The sequence below is a fragment of the Kitasatospora putterlickiae genome (genome assembly GCF_039527695.1).
Taxonomy (GTDB): domain Bacteria; phylum Actinomycetota; class Actinomycetes; order Streptomycetales; family Streptomycetaceae; genus Kitasatospora; species Kitasatospora putterlickiae.
This window is the reverse complement of sequence record NZ_BAAAKJ010000020.1, coordinates 50,745-54,637: the sequence shown is the minus strand read 5'-3', so window position 1 is coordinate 54,637 and position 3,893 is coordinate 50,745. Positions and strand designations below refer to the sequence as shown.

General features: G+C 75.1%; 5 protein-coding genes and 1 pseudogene. 3 read left to right on the top strand and 3 right to left on the bottom strand.

From position 1 onward, the window contains the following. Window positions 1–271: pseudogene (locus ABD308_RS02525) on the top strand (hypothetical protein); the annotation flags it as partial. A gap of 17 nt (window positions 272–288) precedes the next feature. Here the strand turns inward: ABD308_RS02525 and ABD308_RS02520 are convergent. From ABD308_RS02520 to ABD308_RS02510, 3 genes are all read right to left on the bottom strand, one after another. Next, the gene (locus ABD308_RS02520; protein ID WP_344324790.1) at window positions 289–1,449 is read right to left on the bottom strand and encodes a winged helix DNA-binding domain-containing protein; all 1,161 of its coding nucleotides are present in this window, start codon (window positions 1,447–1,449) and stop codon (window positions 289–291) included. A 93-nt stretch (window positions 1,450–1,542) separates the two neighbouring features. Then, entirely contained in the window at window positions 1,543–1,845 is a 303-nt protein-coding gene (locus tag ABD308_RS02515) for a co-chaperone GroES (RefSeq protein WP_078881937.1), read from the bottom strand. Between the two features lie 154 nt (window positions 1,846–1,999). Continuing rightward, window positions 2,000–2,341: a DUF3618 domain-containing protein gene (locus ABD308_RS02510; RefSeq protein ID WP_344324787.1), complete on the bottom strand. Its 342-nt coding sequence runs from the start codon at window positions 2,339–2,341 to the stop codon at window positions 2,000–2,002. Window positions 2,342–2,482: 141 nt separating this feature from the next. Between ABD308_RS02510 and bcp the strand changes: the two genes are divergently transcribed. Further along, entirely contained in the window at window positions 2,483–2,959 is a 477-nt protein-coding gene (bcp, locus tag ABD308_RS02505; RefSeq protein ID WP_344324784.1) for a thioredoxin-dependent thiol peroxidase, read from the top strand. A gap of 165 nt (window positions 2,960–3,124) precedes the next feature. Further along, a complete protein-coding gene (locus ABD308_RS02500; protein WP_344324781.1) occupies window positions 3,125–3,838 on the top strand; it encodes a hypothetical protein in 714 nt (237 codons plus the stop codon). Window positions 3,839–3,893: the final 55 nt, after the last annotated feature.

The window sequence follows — 3,893 nt, the reverse complement described above, 5'->3', positions numbered from 1 at the left end:
CACGACCACGACCCCGACCACCCCCACGCCGGGCACCGACCGGCCCACCGCCGCCCCCGAACCGTCCACCCCCGTGACGCCCACCCCGCAGGAGCCCGCCCAGCCACCGGCCACCCCCAGCGCCCGGCCCACCGCCGACCGGCCCACCACCGAACCGCCGGCCACCACCGCCCCCGGCAAGAACCCGGACCCGACCCCGCACACCCCGGCCCCGCCCGCCACCGCCAGACCCCCGGCCACCGCCCAGCCGGTCACCCCGCCCCCGGCGTGACCCCGGACGGACCGCGCTCAGGCCACCAGCTCACGCTCCAACGGCGTACGGAACCGCGGCGTCACCCGGACCGCCCCCAGCCAGCCCGCCAACCGCTCCACCCGCGCCTCGACCGCCGCCCGCGCCTCGGCCCCCACGTCCTCGAACAGCCGCCACACCACCTCGCCGTCCGCCCGCTGCGCCCAGCCGCCGACCACCCGGCCGCACCACCACACCGTCGGCCCCGCGTTCCCCGCCCGGTCGAACAGCGCCGGCACGTCCCGCGGCCGCAGGTACCAGTCCCGGCCCCGCCAGCCCATCACCGCCGGATCCAGCCCCGGCAGCAGCGCCGCCCACGGCTCCGGCTCCGCCACCGGCCCCTCGTCCCCCGGCAGCACCAGACCCGCCGCGCCGCCCGCCAGCGCCACCTCCACCGCGCCCACGTCGGCCAGCGCCCGGCGCACCTCCCCCAGCGTCCAGCCCGTCCACCACTTCACGTCCTCGACGGTCCCCGGCCCGTACGACGCCAGCCAGCGCCGCACCACCTCCGCCTTGGCCTCCCGCACCGGCACCTCCGGCCACGGCGCCACCGGCGCCCACGGATAGCTGTTGCTCAGCCACGACCCGCGCGGCCGGCACCGCCGCACGTGCCCGTCCGAGGCCAGCAACCGCAACAGCCGGCTCCCCACGCTCTGCTTCGCCTCGTACGGCTTGCCCACCGACATCAGCATCGTCTCGCGCAGCGCCGGCACGTCCGCGCCCAGCTCGGCCGTGGTCGCCTCGCCGCGCGCCGCCAGCGCCGCCAGCACCGCCCGCTCGGTCTCCGCCAGCCGCTCCGGGCTCCACCCCTCGGCGAACTCCGCGAGGTGCTTCAGCAGCGTCGCCCGCTCCTTGGCGGCGATCTGCCGCGCCGCCGCCGCGCTCACGTACGGCGCGAACGCATCGGTCACCGCGAAGAGCGTCCGCCGCATCGACAGCAGCTTCACCAGCGAGACCTCGTCGTACAGCGCCCGGTCCACCTCGGCCGCCGACGGCTCGCGCAGCCGCGCGCACGCCGACAGGTACACCGTCGCGGGATCGGAGGCGTGCAGCCCGACGACCGCGTCGGCCACCTCCTCCACCCGCGCCGCCCACCCGGCGGGCGCCAGCAGCAACCGCCGCCCCGCCCGCGCCCGCCGCTGCCCGTCGTCGATCACCATGGGCGGATCATAGGGTCCGCGGCCGCCCCCGGAAACGCCTGTGGGCCACCGCGCCCAAGGCACGGCGGCCCACCGGAGGGCTCCGCTCGGCGGCTACAGGTAGAGCCCGGTCGAGCCCTCGGTGTCGCCGAAGCGCATCGCGGCGACGGCGTGCAGGTCACGCTCGCGCAGCAGCACGTAGGTGGCGCCGCGGACCTCGACCTCCAGCTTGTCCTCGGGGTCGTAGAGCACCCGGTCGCCGGGCTCGACGGAACGCACGCTCTGACCGACGGCGACCGCCTCGGCCCAGGCGCAGCGCTTGGAGATCTCCGCGGTCGCCGGGATCAGGATGCCGCCGGTGGAACGGCGCTCACCCTCGCCGGCCTCGGTCTTCACCAGCACGCGGTCGTGCAGCATCTTGATCGGCAGCTTCTCGCCGAGCCGGTCGTGACGCGGCGGTTCGGCCTCGCCGTGGAGGGACTGCTGGGTCGGTTCGTCGTTCGTACTCACGACCCCGAAGGTACCGCTCCCGGGCGTGGCGTGTGACGCCAGCCCGGGAGGTGCGGTCGGTTCAGCCCTTGCGGCGCTTGCGCGCCGAGACGACCAGCAGCACCAGACCGGCGCCGACCAGCGCGGCCGGGACGACCCGCTCCTTGCGCGGCCGCCCCTTCTCGTCCACGAACTGCGCGCGGGCCTGCTCGACCAGGCCGCTCGCGGCCACGTACGCCCGGCCGGCCTTCTCCTCGACGGCGGCCACGGCCTTCGCCTTGACCTGGGCGGAGACGGTGGTCGGGTGCACGCGCACGGCGAGCTCGTCCAGCGTCGCCGCCAGCCGGGTGCGGGTCCGGGTGATGTCCGCCTCGATCTGGGCGGTCGTCCGCGCCGACTTGTCCGTACTGCTCGCCTCGCCCACTCGGGCCACCCCATTCACTGACGTTCGTTCCGTGCGACTGACCCAGTGTGTCAGCTGACACGCGGGGCCGCGCGGCCCCACCCACCATCGGAGGTAAGTTTGCCGTGGTACGACCGCCCGTCCAGCACCAGGAGAAATCCCGTGAGTGAGCGTCTCCAGCCCGGCGACACCGCGCCCGCCTTCACCCTGCCCGACGCCGACGGCAACGAGGTGTCCCTCGCCGGTCACCTCGGCCGCAAGGTGATCGTCTACTTCTACCCGGCCGCGCTCACCCCCGGCTGCACCAAGCAGGCCTGCGACTTCACCGACAACCTGGAGGTGTTCGCCGGCGCCGGGTACGACGTCATCGGCATCTCGCCGGACAAGCCGGAGAAGCTCGGCCGGTTCCGCGAGGCCGAGGACCTCAAGGTCACCCTGCTCTCCGACCCGGAGAAGAAGGTGCTGGAGGCCTACGGCGCGTTCGGTGAGAAGAAGCTGTACGGCAAGACCGTCACCGGGGTGATCCGGTCCACCGTGATCGTCGACGAGCGGGGCGAGGTCGAGCACGCGCTGTACAACGTCAAGGCGACCGGCCACGTGGCCAAGCTGCTGCGCGACCTCAAGGTCGAGACGGCCTGACGCAGCGTCGGGGCGCGACGGCGGCGAGTGACGCTTCGTCACCGTCGTGTCCCGGTGCCGTCCGCGCTCCGCTCCCGGCCTGTCGGCGGGAGGCCGGCACCCCCTAGCGTTCTGCTCGCCGGGTGCAGGTCGCCCGGGTTCCGTTCATGTCACAGGAGTAGAGCCGTGCAGAGTGCCAGATCCGTGTCCACCGCCCGTGTCGCCGTCGCCGGCGCGATCGTCGCCGCGCTCGCGCTGACGGCCTGCGGGCCGGAGAACGAGGACGTCTCCGCACCGCCGGCCACCGCGACCGCGCAACCGGCCGCGACCGCGAGCGCCCAGCCGACCGTTCCCGCGCAGCCGACCGGCCGGCCCACCACGACCGCGCAGCCGACCGGCCGGGCGACCGCCCCGGCCACCACGGCCCCGGCCGGCAAGCGCCAGGTGGTCGACGCCGGGACGGCCGGCGGGCTGGCGAAGACCACCGGCAAGGACGCGGTCTCCGACGTCGCCGTCGACCCGGGCGAGATGCGCGAGAACATGCACCTGGTGCTCGCCAACTTCGACCGCCCCGGCCAGACCTCCGGCCGCCGGATCCTGCTGATCGCCGTCGACAACGTCCCCGAGGACCCGGCCAAGCGCCGCGAACACCTCTGGCGCGGCATGATCGACTACGCCCTGCAGAACGGCTCCACCGGCGACCCGACCACCGCCACCCCGTACCCGGCCGGCCCGCTCGGCGGCTCGCTGGAGTGCCTGAGGCTGCCCGAGGCGCCCACCACGGACGTCGTCTGCGGCTGGTCCGACGCCTCCACGGCCGGCGTCGCGCTGTTCCCGAAGACCACCCCGGCCGAGGCCGCCGCCCTGTTCACCAAGATGCGCGGCGACATCGAGAAGTAGCCCCGGAACACGAAGCAGCGGTGGCGGCGCACCCCCCGACCGGGTGCACCGCCAC

What these genes read in the sequence shown, in the direction of transcription:
- ABD308_RS02520 (WP_344324790.1), bottom strand. Translation starts at nt 1,449, where the DNA reads ATGGTGATCGACGACGGGCAGCGGCGGGCGCGGGCGGGGCGGCGGTTG.
- ABD308_RS02515 (WP_078881937.1), bottom strand. Translation starts at nt 1,845, where the DNA reads ATGCTGCACGACCGCGTGCTGGTGAAGACCGAGGCCGGCGAGGGTGAG.